The sequence below is a fragment of the Lacticaseibacillus salsurivasis genome, from assembly GCF_036246225.1.
GTDB classification, from domain to species: domain Bacteria; phylum Bacillota; class Bacilli; order Lactobacillales; family Lactobacillaceae; genus Lacticaseibacillus; species Lacticaseibacillus salsurivasis.
This window is the reverse complement of the sequence record NZ_BTTP01000004.1, coordinates 139,753-157,230: the sequence shown is the minus strand read 5'-3', so window position 1 is coordinate 157,230 and position 17,478 is coordinate 139,753. Positions and strand designations below refer to the sequence as shown.

General features: G+C 54.3%; 22 protein-coding genes, 1 tRNA gene and 1 other annotated feature. Of the genes, 4 read left to right on the top strand and 19 right to left on the bottom strand.

Going from position 1 to position 17,478, the window contains the following annotated elements; translation table 11 throughout:
• The 11 genes from AAA927_RS05300 to rplU all read right to left on the bottom strand — a co-directional run bounded on the left by AAA927_RS05300 (window position 1) and on the right by rplU (window position 7,438).
• A complete protein-coding gene (locus AAA927_RS05300) occupies window positions 1-864 on the bottom strand; it encodes a polyprenyl synthetase family protein (protein ID WP_338216374.1) in 864 nt (287 codons plus the stop codon).
• Entirely contained in the window at window positions 857-1,087 is a 231-nt protein-coding gene (locus tag AAA927_RS05295; protein ID WP_125579579.1) for an exodeoxyribonuclease VII small subunit, read from the bottom strand. Before AAA927_RS05295 ends, AAA927_RS05300 begins: the two co-directional genes overlap by 8 nt.
• A complete protein-coding gene (gene xseA, locus AAA927_RS05290; protein WP_338216371.1) occupies window positions 1,080-2,426 on the bottom strand; it encodes an exodeoxyribonuclease VII large subunit in 1,347 nt (448 codons plus the stop codon). Before xseA ends, AAA927_RS05295 begins: the two co-directional genes overlap by 8 nt.
• On the bottom strand, window positions 2,419-3,270 hold the full coding sequence (gene folD, locus AAA927_RS05285; protein ID WP_338216369.1) for a bifunctional methylenetetrahydrofolate dehydrogenase/methenyltetrahydrofolate cyclohydrolase FolD: 852 nt from the start codon (window positions 3,268-3,270) through the stop codon (window positions 2,419-2,421). The genes xseA and folD overlap by 8 nt, the downstream gene beginning before the upstream one ends.
• A gap of 117 nt (window positions 3,271-3,387) precedes the next feature.
• Entirely contained in the window at window positions 3,388-3,783 is a 396-nt protein-coding gene (nusB, locus tag AAA927_RS05280; protein WP_338216367.1) for a transcription antitermination factor NusB, read from the bottom strand.
• Complete coding sequence (locus tag AAA927_RS05275) at window positions 3,784-4,221, bottom strand: Asp23/Gls24 family envelope stress response protein (RefSeq protein WP_125579575.1); 438 nt, start codon at window positions 4,219-4,221, stop codon at window positions 3,784-3,786. It abuts the gene before it with no gap.
• Between the two features lie 85 nt (window positions 4,222-4,306).
• A complete protein-coding gene (gene efp, locus AAA927_RS05270; RefSeq protein WP_125579574.1) occupies window positions 4,307-4,864 on the bottom strand; it encodes an elongation factor P in 558 nt (185 codons plus the stop codon).
• A gap of 442 nt (window positions 4,865-5,306) precedes the next feature.
• Window positions 5,307-6,386: a M24 family metallopeptidase gene (locus tag AAA927_RS05265; RefSeq protein ID WP_338216364.1), complete on the bottom strand. Its 1,080-nt coding sequence runs from the start codon at window positions 6,384-6,386 to the stop codon at window positions 5,307-5,309.
• Window positions 6,387-6,446: 60 nt separating this feature from the next.
• Entirely contained in the window at window positions 6,447-6,737 is a 291-nt protein-coding gene (rpmA, locus tag AAA927_RS05260; protein ID WP_125579572.1) for a 50S ribosomal protein L27, read from the bottom strand.
• A 32-nt stretch (window positions 6,738-6,769) separates the two neighbouring features.
• Entirely contained in the window at window positions 6,770-7,114 is a 345-nt protein-coding gene (locus AAA927_RS05255) for a ribosomal-processing cysteine protease Prp (protein WP_338216361.1), read from the bottom strand.
• Window positions 7,115-7,126: 12 nt separating this feature from the next.
• A complete protein-coding gene (rplU, locus tag AAA927_RS05250; protein ID WP_054663477.1) occupies window positions 7,127-7,438 on the bottom strand; it encodes a 50S ribosomal protein L21 in 312 nt (103 codons plus the stop codon).
• 28 nt (window positions 7,439-7,466) lie between these two features.
• Window positions 7,467-7,536: a sequence feature (ribosomal protein L21 leader region), on the bottom strand.
• Window positions 7,537-7,652: 116 nt separating this feature from the next.
• On the opposite strand from rplU, the gene AAA927_RS05245 reads away from it, so the two are divergent.
• Window positions 7,653-7,892, top strand: coding sequence for a hypothetical protein (locus AAA927_RS05245; protein WP_338216358.1), 240 nt, complete (start codon window positions 7,653-7,655; stop codon window positions 7,890-7,892).
• 153 nt (window positions 7,893-8,045) lie between these two features.
• Here AAA927_RS05245 and AAA927_RS05240 read toward each other — a convergent pair whose 3' ends face one another.
• Complete coding sequence (locus AAA927_RS05240; protein ID WP_338216357.1) at window positions 8,046-10,442, bottom strand: Xaa-Pro dipeptidyl-peptidase; 2,397 nt, start codon at window positions 10,440-10,442, stop codon at window positions 8,046-8,048.
• 114 nt (window positions 10,443-10,556) lie between these two features.
• On the opposite strand from AAA927_RS05240, the gene AAA927_RS05235 reads away from it, so the two are divergent.
• Window positions 10,557-10,630: transfer RNA gene (locus AAA927_RS05235), tRNA-Arg, on the top strand.
• Window positions 10,631-10,669: 39 nt separating this feature from the next.
• Here the strand turns inward: AAA927_RS05235 and AAA927_RS05230 are convergent.
• Together AAA927_RS05230 and AAA927_RS05225 are read right to left on the bottom strand one after the other, a co-directional pair.
• Complete coding sequence (locus tag AAA927_RS05230; RefSeq protein ID WP_338216355.1) at window positions 10,670-11,536, bottom strand: patatin-like phospholipase family protein; 867 nt, start codon at window positions 11,534-11,536, stop codon at window positions 10,670-10,672.
• Window positions 11,537-12,109: a hypothetical protein gene (locus AAA927_RS05225; RefSeq protein ID WP_338216353.1), complete on the bottom strand. Its 573-nt coding sequence runs from the start codon at window positions 12,107-12,109 to the stop codon at window positions 11,537-11,539.
• A gap of 385 nt (window positions 12,110-12,494) precedes the next feature.
• On the opposite strand from AAA927_RS05225, the gene AAA927_RS05220 reads away from it, so the two are divergent.
• Window positions 12,495-12,617: a hypothetical protein gene (locus AAA927_RS05220; protein ID WP_263852864.1), complete on the top strand. Its 123-nt coding sequence runs from the start codon at window positions 12,495-12,497 to the stop codon at window positions 12,615-12,617.
• Window positions 12,618-12,673: 56 nt separating this feature from the next.
• On the opposite strand, the gene glnA is transcribed toward AAA927_RS05220, so the two are convergent.
• The 4 genes from glnA to miaA all read right to left on the bottom strand — a co-directional run bounded on the left by glnA (window position 12,674) and on the right by miaA (window position 16,745).
• Window positions 12,674-14,014, bottom strand: coding sequence for a type I glutamate--ammonia ligase (glnA, locus tag AAA927_RS05215; RefSeq protein WP_338216349.1), 1,341 nt, complete (start codon window positions 14,012-14,014; stop codon window positions 12,674-12,676).
• 24 nt (window positions 14,015-14,038) lie between these two features.
• Entirely contained in the window at window positions 14,039-14,404 is a 366-nt protein-coding gene (locus tag AAA927_RS05210) for a MerR family transcriptional regulator (protein ID WP_203632126.1), read from the bottom strand.
• A 123-nt stretch (window positions 14,405-14,527) separates the two neighbouring features.
• Window positions 14,528-15,793 carry a methionine gamma-lyase family protein gene (locus tag AAA927_RS05205; protein WP_338216346.1) on the bottom strand — a complete coding sequence of 422 codons (1,266 nt, stop codon included), beginning with the start codon at window positions 15,791-15,793 and terminating at the stop codon, window positions 14,528-14,530.
• On the bottom strand, window positions 15,777-16,745 hold the full coding sequence (gene miaA / locus AAA927_RS05200) for a tRNA (adenosine(37)-N6)-dimethylallyltransferase MiaA (RefSeq protein WP_338216344.1): 969 nt from the start codon (window positions 16,743-16,745) through the stop codon (window positions 15,777-15,779). The genes AAA927_RS05205 and miaA overlap by 17 nt, the downstream gene beginning before the upstream one ends.
• Before the next feature lie 53 nt (window positions 16,746-16,798).
• Here miaA and AAA927_RS05195 point away from each other — a divergent pair, with 53 nt between their 5' ends.
• Entirely contained in the window at window positions 16,799-16,978 is a 180-nt protein-coding gene (locus tag AAA927_RS05195; protein ID WP_125579562.1) for a DUF3042 family protein, read from the top strand.
• A gap of 89 nt (window positions 16,979-17,067) precedes the next feature.
• On the opposite strand, the gene AAA927_RS05190 is transcribed toward AAA927_RS05195, so the two are convergent.
• Window positions 17,068-17,400 (bottom strand): rhodanese-like domain-containing protein, encoded by a 333-nt coding sequence (locus AAA927_RS05190; RefSeq protein ID WP_373301005.1) that lies wholly within the window; start codon window positions 17,398-17,400, stop codon window positions 17,068-17,070.
• Window positions 17,401-17,478 lie beyond the last annotated feature (78 nt).

The window sequence follows — 17,478 nt, the reverse complement described above, 5'->3', positions numbered from 1 at the left end:
TTACCTCGTTTCAAAATAGGTCAAAAAAGCGCTTAGTTGCGGCGCCGGTTGGTTCAGCGTGGCTAAGCTCGCGGCCGCTTCGGCGACTTCTTGCTGCAAAGCCTCACGACTGCCGGCCAACCCCAGCAGCGCCGGGAAAGTGGCTTTGTGCTCGGCCACGTCTTTGTTCGGGGTTTTCCCGAGCTGCGCCGCGGTTTTGGTCAAATCATTGATATCATCTTGAATCTGGAAAGCCAAACCAAAATGCGCCGCAAACGCCCGCAACGCGCCAAGGGTGGCCGCGTCGACGTCAGCCAGCTGGCCGCCCATCACCACGGCCGCTTCCAACAAGGCCCCGGTTTTCAAACGTTGCAACTGTTTCAAGTTGGCTAAACTGATGGTTTGGCCTTGTGAATCCATATCCATCACCTGACCGCCCACCATACCATTGCCGCCAATCGCTGTCGCCAGGGTTTGCAGCAACGCCACTTGCACCTGCGGCTGAGCGGTGAGCTGGCCTAGCAAAACGAACGCTTCACTTTGCAAGGCATCTCCGGCCAAAACCGCCGTGGCGACATCAAATTTTTTATGTGCGGTGGGTTGCCCGCGGCGCAAATCGTCGTTGTCCATTTCAGGCAAGTCATCATGAATCAGCGAATAAGTATGCACCAGCTCCAAGGCGGCGGCGGCTGGCATGGCCGCTTCTACCTCGCCGCCAAACGTCGCCACTGTGGCGAGCAGTAGCAGTGGCCGCAACCTTTTGCCGCCGGCGTCGACAGAATAGCGCATCGCAGCTTGTAAATGGGCGTTCTCAACCGTGGCCAGATGCTGATCCAAAAACGCGTTTAAAGGCGCCCGTAATGCTTCAGTGTCAGGTTCAAGCATGCTGATCGGCTTTCGGGTCAAATGGCGCCACGGTGCCATCTTCTTTGACCATTTGCGTCACGGTTTGTTCCGCGTTCTTCAACGTCGCCTCCAGCTGCTGGGAGAGCTTGATGCCGGTTTTGTATTGTTCTAGCGCTTCTTCCAGCGGCACTTGGCCTTGCTCCAGCTGCGTGACGATGGTTTCAAGTTTCTGCAGATTTGCTTCAAAGGTTGGTTCAGCCATTTTTCTTCGTCCTTTCTTGAACGACGACTGGGACAAGCCCATCCGTCACATGAATCACAGCAGCACTTTGCGGTTGAAAATCAGCCACGTGCTTGAGCATCCGCCCTTGCTCGTCGGTCACATACGCATAGCCGCGCCCTAGAATCTGCGCTGGGCCTAAATGCTCCAGCCCTTCATTGGCTTGGGCAAAGGCTTGCCGCTTGGCTTGCAGGAGACTTTGCATCGCCGTTTGTAGGCGGTGGGTGGCCGTTTGCACGGTTTGCTGTCCTGTCGCCACCCGCACCCCGAGTTGACGCGGATTAAGCGCGGTTTGCGCCACCTGGACCCGGTGCGCCAAAAAGTCCAGCTGAGCTTTGGTGGCAGCATAAAGCCGGTTCTTTAGCTGATCGACTTGCTGCAAATACTGGTCATACAACCGCTCTGGTTGCGTGAGCACCACGCTGCGCCGCGAGCGATCGAGCCGCTCTTGGGCATTCGCGATGCGATTTTTCATTGCCGTGGTCAAACGCAAACGGTCTTGAGCAATACGATCCAGTGCATCCACCAGTGGCACCGGTGTCACCAGCTCCGCCGCGGCGGTGGGGGTGGCAGCCCGGTGATCGGCGATGAAGTCGGTGATGGTGGTGTCAGTCTCGTGACCCACCGAGCTCACAATCGGCATCGGCATGTCGACCAAAGCCCTGGCCACCTTTTCTTCATTGAACGGCCACAGGTCTTCAATCGAGCCGCCGCCGCGGCCGATAATCAAGGCGTCAAACCCACCCATGGCTTTGACCCGCTCAAGCTGAGTGACAATGGTGGCCGCTGCGGTATCGCCTTGCACTTGAGCCGGGAACAAGACAATCTGCAAAATTGGGTAGCGCCGCGCCACCGTGGTCATAATATCTTGAATCACGGCGCCGCTGGGGCTGGTAATCACCGCTACCCGCTTAGGAAACGGGCGCAGGGGCCGCTGGTTGCGCGTGAATAAGCCTTCTTTTTCCAGCTTTTCTTTCAGCTGGGCTAAGGCCTGATACAAGTCGCCAACGCCATCAGGTTCCATTTTGTCGATGACGATTTGATACTGGCCACTGGCCGGGTATAGCGTCACGCGGCCCACGACCCGGACCTTCATGCCTTCTTCAGGCCTGAATTTGAGCTTGGCAAAGGCCGACTTAAACATGACCACACTAATTTTGGCGTGATCATCCTTCAAGGAGAAATACTGATGCCCCGGGCGCTGGCGGAAGTTGGACACTTCGCCGGTTAAAAAGACCTGTTTCAAATACGGATCCAGGTCAAACTTACGCCGCAGGTATTCCGTCAGCAAACTGACAGTCAAAAAATCAGGCTCACTCATGCACTCGCCTCTTTGCTAGCGCCACGGTTTGCGTCATTAACCCCGCAATCGTCATTGGCCCCACCCCGCCAGGCACTGGCGTAATGGCACTGGCCACCGGCGCCACACTGGCATAGTCCACGTCGCCGACCAGCTTGCCGGCGGCGTTGTGGTCCATGCCGACATCGATGACCACCGCGCCAGGCTTCACCACTTCCGCCGTGATGAATTCGGCCTGGCCAGTCGCCACCACCAAAATATCAGCCTGCTTGGTGATGGCAAACAGATTCTGGGTTTTGCTGTGGGCAATCGTCACGGTTGCGTCATGATTGAGCAGTAGCGCTGCCATAGGCCGACCCACGATATTGGATCGTCCCAGCACCACCGCGTGTTTGCCGGCCACATCAATATGGTAATGCTCAAGCAAGGCCATGATGCCAAAAGGCGTCGAGGCGATAATTCGCGGCATGTTTTCCCAGAGTTTGCCGACGTTCAGGGGATGAAAGCCATCCACGTCCTTAGCTGGATCAATAGCTTCGATCACCGCGTTTTCGTCGACTTGCGGCGGGAGCGGCAGTTGCACCAAAATACCGTCGACGCTGGGATCTTGGTTCAGCGCCGCCACTTCAGCTAGGACTTCGGCTTGCGTGGCTGATTTCGGCAAGGTGCGGCGGACGGAATGGATGCCTAACTCTTCCGCCCGCCGTTGCTTATTGCGCACATAAATGGCGCTGGCCGGGTCGTCGCCCACCAGTACCACCGCCAGCCCTGGGGTCACGCCCTGGGCCTTAAGCGCCGTGATTTCAGTTTTAAGTGTGGCCATCATGCTGTTAGCCGTTTGTTTGCCATCAAGTCGAATCGTCATGTTCTTCCCCCTTGCAGCCGCTGCGGGGCGACTGGGTCATTAGATATTTCGCAGTCGTCAACGCTGAGGACCATAAAGCAAAAGCCGGCTCCGCTTTACGCAGTAGTCGGCTCGTGGTCAGGCCTCAACAAAATGGCCTAAGATCCCGTTAATGAACTTTGCCGCTTGGTCGTCACTGTACGTTTTCGCCAGTTCGATGGCTTCGTTGACCGCCACGCGATTGGGCACGTCAGCCACTGCGGTGATTTCGTATAGGCCAAGACGTAGCAAAATCAAATCGGTTTTGGAAAGCCGCGCTAAAGTCCAGCCTGCTTTAAGCTTACCTTGAATCTGCTCATCCAGTTCTGGCTGCTTGGCCAGCACGCCATCCACCAGCGTCACCAGATAGTCTGGGGTAGCGGCCCCTTCAGGCAACACCTCTTGATAAACCGTTTCGCGGTCAGCATCGGGATTGGTCGCCAGCGCAAACAGCACCTTGAAGGCGGCTTCCCGTGTCTCATGTCTGTCTAGCATTTACTTGTCGTCCTCGTTTTCGCCATTATCATCGGCAAACAGAGCCTCGGCATCGAGCTTCGGCGCTTTTTCTGGCACGACGCCCACCACATGCACATTGACTTCATCCAGGGTCAAGTCAGTCATGTACAGCAATTGTTCACGCAAAGTCGATTGCATGGCCAAAGCCACCTTCGGCACGGACACGCCGTAATCGAGATAAACATAAACATCTGCGGTGAGCCGCTTGCCGTCGACTTTCAGATCGACGCCTTTGCCGTGATTGGCACGGCCGAACCATGAATTAATCGTGCTGGCCATGCTGCCGCGCATTTGATAAACCCCATCCACGGACACCGCGGCGATGCCTAAAATCACTTCCAGCACTTCTGGAACGATCTCAATCGTGCCTTGCGCATCCGTCCGATTCGCCAGAATGATATTCGATTCTTCTGCCATGCCAATTCCTCCTGTCTCGTGCCACACTGCTCTCGTTGAAAAGTCTAACGCATCAAAACGTCAGCAGCAACTGCCGCGCTTTTACTCACGCGCGAGAAATGTAACTGCCGTCTTGCGTATTGATGGTCAAGACATCGCCTTCGTTGATGAAAAATGGCACCTGAACAACCAGGCCAGTTTCCATCGTGGCCGGCTTGGAGCCGCCTGAACTGGTATTACCACGCACCCCAGGTTCGGTCGCGGTCACCGTCAAATCAACCGTGTTCGGCACTTCAACGCCCAGCGTTTCGGCCCCGTGCATCATGATTTTGACTTCCATGTTTTCCTTCATGTACTTCAGCGCATCCTGCAATTCATCACCTGGCAAGGAAAGCTGTTCATAAGTACTGGTATCCATGAAGACATAGCTATCGCCATCAGCATACAGATACTGCATGGTCTTGGTATCAATCTGGGCCTTTTCAACTTTTTCAGTGGAACGGAAGGTCTTTTCTTGAACGGCCCCGGTCCGCAGGTTCTTCAAAGTGGACCGCACAAACGCGGAACCCTTCCCTGGCTTAACGTGTTGGAATTCAACAATCCGCCACAAGTCGCCATCGACTTCGATCGTCAAACCATTTTTAAAATCGTTTACTGAAATCATAAATTTCCTCCATAACTGCTAAATCGCTACACTTTACTATATCAATCAGGCAAAGGCCATGCAAGCAGAAGGACGAAAGAGAAAAGGCGAAGGCTGCGGAGCGGGGCGCACCTAGGATGATGGCTAGCCTAGCTCAACGCATTGAAGCCGTACTTTGGCTTCGAGGCGTTGGCGTAGCTGCTGCCGCATGTCAGTCTGTACGCGCTTTGCGCTACAGACTGATCAAGACACTCATCCGTTGCCCCGCGGAGCGCAACTATAGGCTGCGGAGGACGGCGAGCTTAGCGCCCTATTTGTAGTTGCGCTCCAGGTGGCCAACGCCCAAGTGAATAGCTACGCTCAAGGCCTCACCGGCAAAGCGCGCCGGCAATGCCTTGAGCTAGGCTATTCATTGGGCTAAGAGCGGCCACCTTCCGCAGCCTGATACCAAGCCACTTTTCTCTCAGGTCTGATCTTGCACTGGCACAATCAATAACTCACTTGGCGCCGGCGTGGTGAGGTACTGCGCCCCATCCGCCGTGATCAACAGGTCGTCTTCGACCCGCACGCCGCCTAAATCTGGGACGTAAATGCCAGGTTCGTCGGTTTCCACATTGCCAATGGCTTGCGGCACATCACGGTAAGGGCCCCAGGCACCCGGCCCTTCGTGAATCGATAGCCCGATACCATGCCCGGTGCCATGGCCGAAGTACTGGCCATAGCCGGCCTTTTCAATGAACCCATGGGCAAAGTCGTTGATGGTTTTGCCTAACACCCCTGGGGCCATCATCTTCGCCGTGGCCTGGTTGCATGCCGACACAATCTTGTAAATGGCTTTGAGCTTAGGATCAGGTTCACCCACAGCAAAGGTCCGGGTGATGTCAGAGACATAGCCTTGGTAGACACAGCCCCAGTCCAAGGTCACCACATCACCGACTTCAATCTTTTTGGCTGTGGCGGCGCCATGTGGCATCGCGGCGCGCGCGCCGCTGGCGACAATGGTTTCAAACGAGGTCCCGCTAGCGCCTTGCTGACGCATGAAAAAGTCCAAATCGGTGGCGACTTCCAGCTCGGTCATCCCTGGCTTAATCGTCGCCAACACATGCTGATAGCCCGATTCCGCAATCGCGATGGCGCGCTTGATCAGCGCTAGTTCGTGCTCGTCTTTGACTTCGCGCAGCTGCGCCACAACATTTTGCGTGGGTTGCCAGGCCACACCTTGAGGCAGCTTCGCAAAGTCCGCATAGGTCAGCGTTTCCGCTTCAAAGCCCACAGTCTTGAGGCCATGCGTTTGGGCCAAGCTGCCGGCTTCCGCAAATAAGCCATGTTCATGCAGGACCATTTCAGCATCGGTTACTTCTTGCTTCACCTGTTCCGTAAAACGTGAGTCAGTGATGAGCCAGGCTTTTTCAGCGCTGACCAAAAGCGCACTTTCATCACCAGTAAAGCCAGTCAGATACGTCACGTTTACTGGGTCGGACACCAACAAGGCATCAAGCTTCAGGAGCTTGAGTTGCGCTTGTAAATTGGTTAAACGGGTCATGTATTCCCTCCATTTTTCCAATAACATACAAAAAACGCTCCGTCTCCGGAGCGTTCAGGATTATTCAGCTTTTGCTGCTGGATAAACAGATACTTGTTTCTTATCGCGGCCAAGGCGTTCGAATTTCACAACGCCATCTGCGGTTGCAAACAAAGTATCATCGCCGCCACGGCCGACGTTAACGCCTGGGTGAATCTTGGTACCGCGCTGACGGTACAAGATGTTACCAGCCTTAACGAATTGACCGTCGGCACGCTTGCTGCCAAGCCGGCGACCGGCAGAGTTACGACCGTTTGAAGTCGAACCGCCACCTTTGTGGTGAGAGAAGAACTGCAAATTCATCTTTAACATAAGTTGTACACCTCCGAGTATCGAATATTGAATCAGGCTTGTTGCTGGGTTGTGACGTGCAAATAATCGCCGTAATTTTCTTCAATGCTGGTCAGGGATAACAGCAAATTCTCAAGGAGAATCTGCGCGATATGCTCCTGTTCACCATTCACTGGTTGTTCCAGCGCCAAAACCAAGTGCCCGCCATTGACCTCATCTGCGTCCACATCCGGCTGAAAGCCGGCTAACGCTTCGATGCCATTGACGGCGCCGATACTGACGGCTGAAACCGCGCTACAGACCAAATCGTGCCCGTAATCACCTGAATCGGCATGGCCGGTTAAGCTAAACTGGCTGATTTCACCTTGCGCGTCCCGCGTAAAAATCGCTTTGATCATGCGAACTCCTTGTTAGGCGTTGATCGCGTCGATAACCACTTTCGTATATGGCTGACGGTGGCCCTTCTTCTGGTGTTGATGCTTCTTAGGCTTGTACTTGTAGGTAACAACCTTCTTTTCGCGCCCTTGCTTCTCAACTTTACCAGTGACCGTTGCACCGTCGATTGTTGGTGTGCCAATCTTGGCATCGCCTTCGCCGCCGACCAAAATCACTTGGTCGAATGTAACTGTCTTGCCTTCTTCAACATCGAGCTTCTCGACGTAAAGTGCTTCACCGACTTCAGCCTTGTATTGCTTACCACCGGTTTTGATAATTGCGTACATCTTGTGCACCTCCTGTTGCCCGTAGGCTTTTTCCCCTGAGTACTCGCCAAGTCAGGTGCTACGCTTAAAAACCTGACGTTGTGCGGTTGCAGTTGAGGGGTGACAAATACAACGTTCAGATTGTACCAAAGAAAACCCCGCAGCGCAAGTCTTGACGGTAGGTATTGTCGCCGCCGCGCTTGGCCGGTATACTACCTTCAGGAGGTGGATGGCGTTGGTTGCTTTGTTGATTGCTTTGATCTATCTGATTTCGGCAGGTTTGCTCTTGATCACCACGGCACGCTTGCATCAACCGTTGAATCTCGTGGTGGCCGGCTGCTTGTGGGTCATCCTATTCGGCCTCAGTCTCAAATTCTGGGGTCTTGGCGGTTTCACCCTGCTTTACGGCTTGTGGATGTTGGCCATGATTGGCGGCTTGTACGGTCTGCGGTATTATTTCCACCGGACGAAATAGAAAAAGGCTCGATCAAACTGCAATCGAACCCTGCCCCTGCCAAGGACCTTCAGTATACCACCCGCAGCGAACCTGCGACCAGCGCCACCATCATTTTGTATCGAAAAGTCAAATCGGCACCTCGCTTACCTCGCGAGATGCCGATTTTTAATCTTATTTTGTCCGCAAAGGCAGTAGCAATTCGCTTTGGGCCAGATCAACGTGGAAATTAACCACCGTTTCGGTCCGCTGCGTCTGCGCCATATCCGCGCCATGAATGATCAGCGCCAGATGCCGACTAGCCGGCAAGTTCAAATGCGTTGGCTGCAAATCGAACTCGACGGTGAACGGTTGACCCGGCACCACCGGCACGTTTTCATACGCGTTGTGCTGGTTTTGAACGTTGACGTGACCGAAACTGATCAGCTTGCTGGCAGACGGCTGTTTTTCCGGTTTGAACTCCAAAATCGAAGCGGTTTTGAAATCATAGCCGAGTTGCCAACCGGCTGGATCAACCGTGCTGGCCACAGGCGTGAACCGCAACGCATCCCCCACATCGACTAACCGCACTGACAAAATGGCCGTTGGTTGGTCAATCCATAGCCGCAGCTTCAGATGTGGGACGCCTTCCAAGGTGACGGGTTTGCTGAACGCTGGCAAATCTAACCAAAGGCGAGCGTCATTGTAGCGTGAGTCAGGCTTAATGATGTCTGCCTCGAATTCATCAGAATTCGAATGCGCAGCTGTGAAAATACTTGTGGCATTGTCGGCAAAGCTGGCCCGCGGCGCTTTGAAATCTTTACCCAAGTTCAGCGACTTCACTTCATGGTCACTGGCTGGCGCGCCAAAGTCTTCGTACGTGTGCCAGGTTTCCGGCGTCACGTTATCTTGCACCGTGACATTCGGCAAAGCGGCTGGCGCGTCGTTCTCAACGTCGAGCAATTCGTAGGATAGCCACAAATTCAGCTGGTCAGCGAAGTCCAGCGAGCGGATGTTGTCGAGGTATGTGTGTTGACCTTGATGCAGAAATAACTTCTTATTGATAGGCAAATCCCGCAAGCCATTCCAGAAGCGAATAGCGTTAGCCGGCTTGACGTTCCAGTCGTTGAGGCCATGTTCGATCACCACATCGCAGCGAATGTCTTGCAAGTGGTTGCGATAGTTACGCTCGTCCCACCAAGCACTGTAATCCCCGGTTTGACGATCCTGATCGGCGCTAATCTGCGCCAAGGCGCGGTCCCAAGTCGGCTTTATTTTCAGATAATCGCCCGTTTGTTTCTGCCGGGAGAAGGTATCCACCGCCAATACATCAGCGTCTTCCCCTTGGAAACCACCAGGCGCCACGACTAAACCGTTTTCCCGGTAATAATCGTACCAAGAGGAAATCGCAGACTCAGAGATCACGGTTTTCAATCCAGCCACGCCACTGGTGGCAGCGGCGATTGACAACGTCCCCAGGTAAGACTTCCCGGTCATGGCCACCTTACCACTGCTCCACCAGGCTTTGATTTCGATGCCATCGGTGCGGTTGGTGAAGGCCTTGCGCTGACCGGTCAACCATTCAATCACCGCCACGGCGGAATCGGTTTCGCTTTGTCCCCCAGTGCTGCGGACACCATCGGAACCGCGGGTCCCGACCCCACCGGAGTAGACCGTCACGAAGCCCCGCGGCAGCATGAAGTCGTTAAACATGTAGATGCCATTTTCATCACCGTAGACTTCGGCGGTGGTGCTTTCGCCGTTCACGGGTTGATGAGGCAAATCGGTAGGCGCCGGTACTTTTGCCGTGACGTCAGCGCGCGTGTGCGACTCTGTCTTCACCGCCAGCGTTGGATCCGGCTTGTGGGTGATCCAATCGACATCGTTAGTGCCATGGAAATAAGGATTGGCCGTGAACAGCACTGGCATTTTGACGCCTTGATCCGTGGCGGCTGGGCGGAAAATGGTCACTTCTAGCATGTCCCGCTTGCCGTCTTCATCGGTGTCCAGGTCCGATTCCACCCACACCACCTCGCGATGCAAGTGCCGGGCATCAAACACTGCCTGCGATTTACCATTGAAGAAGAGATATTCCGGTTTGGCCCTCCCCGCTTGGAAGTCCCTATAGAAGCCCCGATTGGCCAAATCATCTAAGTAGTTGACCAAGTGCTTGGTGCGCGTGCACAGCAGCAAATACAACGCCGCGTAAAAGTCAGCTGCGGACTCAATGGTATCGTCAACGACTGGGAGCCGGGTTTTGGCCATAAAGCCAAGGGCATCATCCAGTTGATACTCGGTCATTGGTTCAAAGCCCAGCAGTTGCAAAGCAATCGCGTAAAAGATTTCGCGGCTAATGGTGGTTGGCTTAGTGGCCAGCCACTCCCCCAGGTCGAGCTTGGCTGTGGCGGCCACGGCGGCTAAGGCTTGCTGCTTGGCAGTATTCGACAACGCTTCTGGAAAAAGCTTGGCATAGGCCGCGCTGGCGACCGCCGCTAAAGGTTGGTCCAGCGTCACGTCAAAGCCGATGGCAGCCAGTTCTTGGCATTGCTGGTCAAAGTCGACGTTGACGCGGCCAAATTGATTGAGTTTCAAAGCAATTCCTCATTTCTTCTTCATTTCTTTCAGTCTAGTCGACTCAGCGCCGCCTTTCAAGCCAAGCAGTGATTGACAGGCCTCGTTGCCCGTTCGTATAATGGAAAGCGTGCTGCGATAGTAGCTCAGTTGGATAGAGCAATGGTCTTCTAAACCATCGGTCCCGAGTTCGAATCTCGGCTGTCGCACTTTTGAGCTAAGAAAAACCCGCAAATTTGCGGGTTTTTTTAATCTTCGGATGAGTGAGAAAGATAGGCCTGCATCTCTGGCAGCGCTGCTTCGGCTTCTACCATGCCGGTTTGATGCAAGGCGGTTAATTTGTTGACATCTCGCTCCAGGCGGCCAACCGTGACCGGCTCTTGCGGCGCAATGACAAAGACTTCGCCCTGCTGCTCCAGTTGCTGCAGCTGAGCGGCTTGCTGGTTATACATCTCCGGCCGGGCGCTGGCGGTGCTAGCAAAGGCCGGATATTCGGCAAAACTGCGCTGATAAGCACGGCGCAACACGGCGCTCGTCGGGTTCTTGCGGTAAGTCCGTTCTCTGGTGCGGACCACCACGATTTGATCAAAGCCGCGCTTTTGAGCATAAGCAAACGGAATGGAATCGGCAATGCCACCATCCAGGCAGACCCCAGCATTCGTCATCGCCGGCGCCGAGATAAACGGCATCGCGGAGCTGGCTTTCAAATCGGCCACCAAGTCGCGCCCTTGGGGATGCCTAAAGTAGACAGCCTGGCCGGAAGCCAGTGCCGTTGCGACCACGACAAATTCACTGGTTGAGCTGCGGTAAGTCCGCTCATCAAAGTTCTCCCAATCACCGCTGTGAGGCGCAAATAGATAATCAAGATTAATAATGTCCTGGCGTTTAAAGGCCCGCCGCAGCGAAATGTAATTTTTATCTTGGCGGTGTTTGGTGTTGATGGTATTGGTCCGCCCAATCTGCTCGGACAAGTAGTTTGTCCCACACAGCGCTCCGGCTGACACGCCAACCACCAGTTCAAAGTGGATGTCATGCTTCAAAAACGTATCCAAGACTCCAGCGGTGTACTGACCGCGCAAAGCCCCACCTTCCAAAATTAATGCTGCTCGATACATTTACTTCACCTCTGATTCGCGTTGGGTCAGCGTCGATTCTGCCTGGTCACTCTGGGCTGGCGCAGCAGTCGCGGTATCATTTGCCGAGGTCTCACTCGCAGCTGCGGTTTCACTATCCGCTGTCGCTTCGGTGCTTGCCTGGCCTTCAAGCGGAGCTGCCGTATACTCACCAGTGGCGAAGACTACATAGCGCTGACCGTCCTGACTGGTCACAACGAATTGAATCGGCGATGAAACCGCCACGGTGCCACTTTCAGTGTGCCAGCCGAAATCGCCCACTTTTTCGATTAGCAAGCCTTCCGCGGCGGACGCACTCGTGATTGGTTCCCAGTCCAGTGGCAGATTGCCGTTCTTTTGTTCCAGTTCAGTAATCGTAGCGCGATCCGTCGGTACTCCCGGCTTGGCGGCTGGCTGGCGCAGAATGTGCCAGACGATTGCCGCCACCAACACCAGCGTCAGTACACCCCAGATCACCTGATGCGCCACCATCAGCAGCACCGCTAAAATGACTCCTACGATTCCAGTGATCAATGCGCCTTTCAAGTCTCGTGTTTCTTTGGTTTCGTCTTCCATGTCATGGCCCCCGTTCTTTGTGTACTATCTTCGCACACCCAGCCCGCTCGCGCAAAAAACCTTTCTCAAAGGCTGCGAAGGTTGGCGGGCTTAGTCCGACGAGTAGCCTAGCCTGAATCCTTGCCAGCGCTTTTACTGGCGAGGATTCAGGCGTAGCTAATCGCTCGGACATTGCCGACCGGAGCGCAACTCAAGGCTACATAAGTCAGCGATTCTAATCCGATACTTAGCCTTCCCCGGTTTTCTCGTGCTCTTGTCATCTACGACCTCAGACTGATTTTTGCTCACCAGAAGGGTTTCTTTTGACTTGCTTACTAAAATATAGTATAGTTATTTCATCGCTACTGAACGACCATTCATGCGTGATCGAATGGAGGTAATACACATGAAATACAGAATTCAATTAGATACCAATACGCAACAATTTATCGCAATCGACCCTGCCAACCAAACTCACATTGGTCGTGGCGCGACGATTGAACAAGCTGTCGCTCAGCTTTCACGCTAAGCACAGCAAAAGCCGGTGGGAAAACATTTCCCACCGGCTTTTTTGTGTTGTACGGCTTAGTAGAGTTCGAGGTACTGGCTGCGTTCCCATTCGGAAACACTTTGCCGGTAGGCGGCCCACTCCAGGTCTTTGGAATCCGTGAAGCTGCGGAACAGATGCTCCCCTAGCGCATTTTTGACCACTTGATCCGAATCCAACGCCTTCAAAGCGTTGTGCAACGTCGAAGGCAAATCTTGGATGTGGTTGGCTTTGCGTTCGGTATCTTGCATCGAGTAGATGTTACGATCCACCGCATCTTCCGGATCCAGCTGGTTGCGCACGCCATCTAGGCCCGCCTCCAGAATCGCCGCAATCGCCAGGTAAGGGTTAGCCGTTGGATCGACCGACCGCATCTCCAGTCGCGTACCCAGGCCACGAGATTGTGGCACCCGAATCAGCGGACTGCGGTTAGTGCCAGACCACGCGATGTAAACCGGCGCTTCATAGCCAGGCACCAAGCGTTTGTAGGAGTTAACCGTTGGGTTGTTGATGGCCGTCAAGCCGCGGGCATGGGCCAGCAGCCCGGCGAGAAAATGCATCGCCACTGGGCTCAGCTTTTCATCTGCGTCCGCATCATAAAAAGCATTGCCTTGTTCATTGAACAAGGACATGTTGATGTGCATCCCCGAACCATTGATGCCTTGCAAAGGCTTAGGCATGAAGGTCGCATACAAGCCATGCTTGCGGGCGATGGACTTCACCACCAGCTTGAAGGTTTGAATATTATCCGCAGCATCAACCGCGTCGGCGTACTTAAAGTCAATTTCATGCTGACCCGGGGCGACTTCATGGTGAGAAGCTTCCACTTCAAAACCCATTTTTTCCAATTCAAGCACGATATCACGCCGGCAGTTTTCGCCTAAATCAAGCGGGGCAAAATCAAAGTAGGAGCCCTTATCATTCAGTTTCAAAGAAGGTTCGCCATTTTCGTCCAGTTTGAACAAGAAGAATTCTGGTTCCGGACCAATGTTAAAGGCGGTGTAGCCAGCCTTGTGGGCGTCTTCCATGACCCGAATCAGATTGTTCCGGGGATCGCCGACAAACGGTTCACCATCAGGCGTATGCACACTGCAAATCAACCGGGCGATTTTGCCGCCGTCATTTTCCCATGGGAAAAGCAGCCAGGTGTTCAAATCAGGGAACAGCAGCATATCGCTTTCTTCGATGCGGACAAAGCCATCGATGGAGGAGCCATCAAAGGTCATTTTGTTGGCTAGGACCTTCTCTAATTGCGAAACCGGCACCTCGACGTTTTTGATGATGCCGTTGATGTCGGTGAACATCAACCGTAAAAATTCAACGTTTTGCTCTTTGACGCTCTGCCGAATCATATCAGCAGTAATCGCTTGTTTAGCCATGAAGTCGCTCCTTTTCCCTTCCCATTACGGACGAAACCCGAAACCTTGAGTCGGCTGATCCGGTCCGCTTGGATTCAGCCGCCCCTGATTGAGCAATTCCTCGCGTAGCATGCGCCGTACCTCTTCGTCGCTGAGTGGCTGGCGATGGCGCGGATGGCGCTGCTGTTTGATATCGGCAATCGTGAAGCCGTCTTTCAGCTGGGTGCTGATTTCAAGCAACGCGTCGATATTGTTCAAGGAATATAGTCGGTGATTGCCCGCCGTCCGCTCGGTTTTGATCAAGCCCTGTGCTTCGTAATAACGAATTTGACGCGCGGTTAGATCCGTCAACGCCATCACTGTCCCGATCGGCAAGACTGGGCGGGTGCGAATGTCATCGATGTCTGGCATCAGCCTGGCCCCCTTCATCACGTGTACCAGACTACCAACTTCAAATCCAGGCGTCAACGACTGATGTTAGTTTTTCTGACATTTGCAATAAAAAAGATTCGGCAACTGCCGAATCTTAATCGCTTAATTGAAAAATGTGGCCTGGGCTGCCCCAATCGTGGCCAGCTTGGCATGGGCGTATGTCAACCCGCCTTGCATATACAAGGTGTATGGCGGGCGCATCGGGCCATCGGCGGAGTACTCAATGGTGGAGCCTTCGACAAAGTTCCCGGCGGCCATAATGACCTTGTCTTCATAGCCGGTCATTTCCTCAGCGATTGGCGTCACGAAGGCGTCAATCGGCGAGTTCTGCTGCACGGCTTTAGCAAAGGCGGTCATGTCTTTGGGGTTACCGAAGTTGACGGTTTGAATCAGGTCCGTCCGCGGCGCATCCCAGCTTGGGCTGACCTGCAGACCTAACTTCGCCAGCAGCGCGGCCTCAAAGATGGCGCCTTTAATCGCCCCACCGGTGACTTGCGGCGCGATGAAGAAGCCTTGGTACATATCGGCCAAGTTGCCGTAAGTCGCCCCTTCTGCCCCGCCGATGCCTGGCACGGTCATGCGGTAGGAGACCCGTTCGACCAAGTCTTTACGGCCCACAATGTAGCCCCCGGACTTGGCCATCCCGCCGCCGGCATTTTTAATCAAGGAACCCGCCATCAGGTCAGCGCCGACTTGCAGTGGTTCGATCGGTTCGGAAAACTCGCCATACGCATTGTCGATGAACACCCAGACATCTGGTTTGATGGCCCGCACCGCTTTAATCATCTCGGCGATTTTGGCCACAGTAAAGGACTCGCGGGTTGCATAGCCACGTGAGCGCTGAATCGTGATGACCTTGGTTTCAGGTCGAATGCGCTTTTGAATGGCCGGCAAATCGGCACTACCGTCGGCTTTCAACGGTACATAATCCGCCTTGATGCCGTATTCTTTGGGACTGCCAATGCCATTGCCGGCCATCCCCAGCACCTCCTGCAAGGTGTCATAAGGCGCGCCGGTGATATATAGGATTTCATCCCCGGGCCGCACCAACCCCAGCATCGCCACCCCAATCGTGTGGGTCCCCGAGACGAACTGGGGCCGCACCAAAGCATCTGCATAAGGCGCCCCACCACTCAGCACGTCGGCATAAATGGCTTCTAGCTTATCCCGGCCGACATCACTGTCGCCATAGCCGGTGGAACTGATCAGATCGCTTTCCGCCACTTCATGCGCGCGAAAGCTATCTAGTACCTTCGCCTCATTGGTCAGCACCTGATCATCAATCGCTGCCAGCCGCGGGGCGATTTGCGCATCGACTTCGGCCACCGTTGCCATTAATTTCGGATCAAACTTATCTTGCCATTTCATTTGAATGTACTCCTCCTTGAATGCGCCACGCCGAAACCAAGGCCGCCGCTTGCGCCGGCGCCTTCGGATCAGCAATCAGATCCAGCCAATGCGCCGGCATCTGATGGCGAAAATACGTTAATTGTCGTTTGGCGTAATGCCGTGAATGTTGCTGAATCAGCGCCGTGGCCGCCGCTAAGGACTGCTCTTTGGCCAAATATGGGAGCAGCTCCTTGTAGCCGATGGCCTGCAGTGCCTGAGCAGTCGGCGGCGCCTGCGCTAACACGGCTTGCACTTCAGCCACCAAACCTGCTTTCAGCATTGCTTCCACCCGCGCGTTAATCCGATCATACAAGGTCGCCCGCTCAGTGGTGAGGGCCAAAACCAAAGTATCGTATTGCGGGGTGCTCGGTGGCTGCGCCGAAAACAGCTGACCGGTTTGCTCAATCACTTCCAGTGCTCTGATCACCCGCCGCGAATTACCGGCCGGTATTTTAGCCGCTGCCGCCGGATCTTGGGCAGCCAGCTGCTGCCATAGCCAGGCTGTGTCATGAGCCGCTAACGCCGCTTGCCACCGCGCGCGGCTTGGTGAAGCGGCTTGGGTGCCCAGCGGCAAGCCCAGCCTTAGCGCATTCAGGTAAAAGCCGGTCCCGCCCACCACAATCGGTAGCTTCTTGCGCCCCGCAATGTCAGCAATCGCCGCTTCAGCCCGCCGCTGAAATTCAGCCGCAGAAAAACTAGCACTTGGCGGCACGATATCCAGCAAATGGTGCGGGACCCCTCCTTGCTCGGCCACAGTCACTTTGGCTGTGCCAATATCCATGCCCTGATAGATTTGATAGGCATCCCCATTGATGACTTCCCCATCGAATTGCTTGGCCAAAGCCACGGCTAAAGCACTTTTGCCGGTGGCGGTTGGACCACCAATCATTAATACTTGCGTTTGGTTAGAATTATTCCCGCTCAATGTCATATATCAAGTATAATGTAGTTAGCACTTAAGTTCGATATATTGGAGGGATTTTTATGAAACACAAATTTGCGACTGGGTTCTTACTCGGACTTGCCACTGCGGCTGGTGCCGTGGCCGGTGCGGTGTTGACATTCAAAAAGTCTTACATCGAACCCGTTGAAGAAAAAGTCGATGAGATCAATGCTAACCGCCGCAAGGCCAACCGCAAATCTCATGCTGCTCACCAAGGCTAACCCTACCTCGCTCCTAGTGAGGGGTTATGTTCACGCCAAACGCGAAAAGACGCGCCTGCTTGCAACCGCAAACAGACGCGTCTTTTTCATTATGCTTCGCGTTTTTTCGTTTTGCCGGACCAGTTATCATAACCGCCCTTGAGGAAGTACAGATGCTGGAAGCCTTCCTTGCGCAGCTTGCGCGCCGCCCGCACAGACATGGCACCGGTTAAATCATACAGATACACCGGCAAGTCCTTGCGTAGCTCCACTTGGCGCTGCTTCAACTGCGTGTAAGGCAGATTGCGGGCGCCTAGGATATGGCCGGCGTCAAAGTCGCCTTTTTCCCGCAGATCGATAATCTGCGCCTTGCGCATCGTCGCTTCAAAGTCTTCCGGCGTCATTTCGCCGCCGACCGCTTTGAGCCGTGACTTCTGCCACATTTGATACAAATAGTTGGCGGCCCAGACGACCAGCCCAATCCCAACAACAACCAGCAACAAGTTCCCCATTACAAATTC

Excerpts from the sequence above, each read along its gene's own strand:
- AAA927_RS05300 (WP_338216374.1), bottom strand. The coding sequence starts at position 864 with ATGCTTGAACCTGACACTGAAGCATTACGGGCGCCTTTAAACGCGTTT.
- AAA927_RS05295 (WP_125579579.1), bottom strand. The coding sequence starts at position 1,087 with ATGGCTGAACCAACCTTTGAAGCAAATCTGCAGAAACTTGAAACCATC.
- xseA (WP_338216371.1), bottom strand. The coding sequence starts at position 2,426 with ATGAGTGAGCCTGATTTTTTGACTGTCAGTTTGCTGACGGAATACCTG.
- folD (WP_338216369.1), bottom strand. The coding sequence starts at position 3,270 with ATGACGATTCGACTTGATGGCAAACAAACGGCTAACAGCATGATGGCC.
- nusB (WP_338216367.1), bottom strand. The coding sequence starts at position 3,783 with ATGCTAGACAGACATGAGACACGGGAAGCCGCCTTCAAGGTGCTGTTT.
- AAA927_RS05275 (WP_125579575.1), bottom strand. The coding sequence starts at position 4,221 with ATGGCAGAAGAATCGAATATCATTCTGGCGAATCGGACGGATGCGCAA.
- efp (WP_125579574.1), bottom strand. The coding sequence starts at position 4,864 with ATGATTTCAGTAAACGATTTTAAAAATGGTTTGACGATCGAAGTCGAT.
- AAA927_RS05265 (WP_338216364.1), bottom strand. The coding sequence starts at position 6,386 with ATGACCCGTTTAACCAATTTACAAGCGCAACTCAAGCTCCTGAAGCTT.
- rpmA (WP_125579572.1), bottom strand. The coding sequence starts at position 6,737 with ATGTTAAAGATGAATTTGCAGTTCTTCTCTCACCACAAAGGTGGCGGT.
- AAA927_RS05255 (WP_338216361.1), bottom strand. The coding sequence starts at position 7,114 with ATGATCAAAGCGATTTTTACGCGGGACGCGCAAGGTGAAATCAGCCAG.
- rplU (WP_054663477.1), bottom strand. The coding sequence starts at position 7,438 with ATGTACGCAATTATCAAAACCGGTGGTAAGCAATACAAGGCTGAAGTC.
- AAA927_RS05230 (WP_338216355.1), bottom strand. The coding sequence starts at position 11,536 with ATGTATCGAGCAGCATTAATTTTGGAAGGTGGGGCTTTGCGCGGTCAG.
- AAA927_RS05225 (WP_338216353.1), bottom strand. The coding sequence starts at position 12,109 with ATGGAAGACGAAACCAAAGAAACACGAGACTTGAAAGGCGCATTGATC.
- AAA927_RS05220 (WP_263852864.1), top strand. The coding sequence starts at position 12,495 with ATGAAATACAGAATTCAATTAGATACCAATACGCAACAATTTATCGCA.
- glnA (WP_338216349.1), bottom strand. The coding sequence starts at position 14,014 with ATGGCTAAACAAGCGATTACTGCTGATATGATTCGGCAGAGCGTCAAA.
- AAA927_RS05210 (WP_203632126.1), bottom strand. The coding sequence starts at position 14,404 with ATGCCAGACATCGATGACATTCGCACCCGCCCAGTCTTGCCGATCGGG.
- AAA927_RS05205 (WP_338216346.1), bottom strand. The coding sequence starts at position 15,793 with ATGAAATGGCAAGATAAGTTTGATCCGAAATTAATGGCAACGGTGGCC.
- miaA (WP_338216344.1), bottom strand. The coding sequence starts at position 16,745 with ATGACATTGAGCGGGAATAATTCTAACCAAACGCAAGTATTAATGATT.
- AAA927_RS05195 (WP_125579562.1), top strand. The coding sequence starts at position 16,799 with ATGAAACACAAATTTGCGACTGGGTTCTTACTCGGACTTGCCACTGCG.
- AAA927_RS05190 (WP_373301005.1), bottom strand. The coding sequence starts at position 17,400 with ATGTGGCAGAAGTCACGGCTCAAAGCGGTCGGCGGCGAAATGACGCCG.